Annotated in this window: 2 protein-coding genes; both read right to left on the reverse strand. The window is 37.6% G+C overall.

The annotated features are described in order from the left end of the window. Nucleotides 1-21: 21 nt before the first annotated feature. Nucleotides 22-543 carry a T6SS effector amidase Tae4 family protein gene (locus AAEY80_RS14225; protein WP_201567890.1) on the reverse strand — a complete coding sequence of 174 codons (522 nt, stop codon included), beginning with the start codon at nt 541-543 and terminating at the stop codon, nt 22-24. A 3-nt stretch (nt 544-546) separates the two neighbouring features. After that, nucleotides 547-1,017: hypothetical protein (locus AAEY80_RS14230; protein WP_350588509.1), on the reverse strand; the 471-nt coding region annotated here is incomplete at its 5' end.

Genomic DNA, 1,017 nt, shown 5'->3' on the forward strand with positions numbered 1-1,017 from the left:
GTAGCTTTGATGCTAGCGCATCTAGGCCTCTTTTTCACCTGCTCTTTGATATTGCACTTCATGTGTTAATCTAAGATGTGTTAAAGCTGATTTCAATTTATAGAAATCATCTGTATTTGTAAGTGTGAAATCTGGCTTGCCCGCTATCTGTTTTAAATACTGGTTCATTTTAAGAGCAGAAATTATGTATCTTTTATTATCGGAAAAGTTTTTATTTGAACCTGGCGCATTAGCTTTTATTGGTTTTCCTGCATAGTTCAAACCGTAACTGACTCTGGCAGCGCAGGAATTTTGAGTTCCGTTAGGTCCGTTTATTCCGTACTCTTTGTTTATGTTTCCACCAATTTTTTCCCATGACTGTGCTCCTGTATATCTGTCATAAAATAAATAGTATTTTTTAAACTCATCAGCATATGGTAAAGCACAGTGACACTTTCTGACTCTACTAATATTAGTTTGAGTAAGCTTGTGAACTTCTAAAGTTTGTGAGCTTGATACTCGGTCTCGACCTCTTAATACTGCAAATGGATCATCTACAGGCATCTGTTACTCCTTATTTATTTCGGTCTTCAAATGGACTTTAATTTCTTGTTTAATCGAAGTGTAAATAGCTTCTGTCAGACCGCCTTCATCAGTCGTACCTTCAAACACTTCTCCCGTTACTTCAGCCTGCGCAATATAATCAACGAAACTATAGGGAATATCATCATCGTCAGCAAACCTAAACTGAGCAGTATAGTTATCTAATTTCAAATGAACCTTAATCTCATCAGAGTTAGAGCTAAAGAAAGTTTCCGTATTTTCCTCAGTATCAGTTATGCCTTCAAAAGTCTCTTTTGTATTTTCATTAATAGCAATATATGATGTGTTGGCATAGGGAATATCATTATCATCAGCGAACCTAAACTGTGCTTTAAACATCGCACCAGCTATCAAACTCGGCAACCCCGCCAATCCCAACCCATCCCTTCCACCTCCAGCCTTACTGTGCTTCCCAGCTTTCTCCGTAAACTGTTT

The sequence above is a fragment of the Psychrobacter sp. 78a-MNA-CIBAN-0178 genome (assembly GCF_040309625.1).
In the GTDB taxonomy this organism is placed as follows: Bacteria; Pseudomonadota; Gammaproteobacteria; order Pseudomonadales; family Moraxellaceae; genus Psychrobacter; species Psychrobacter okhotskensis.

What these genes read in the sequence shown, in the direction of transcription:
- AAEY80_RS14225 (WP_201567890.1), bottom strand. Translation starts at nt 543, where the DNA reads ATGCCTGTAGATGATCCATTTGCAGTATTAAGAGGTCGAGACCGAGTA.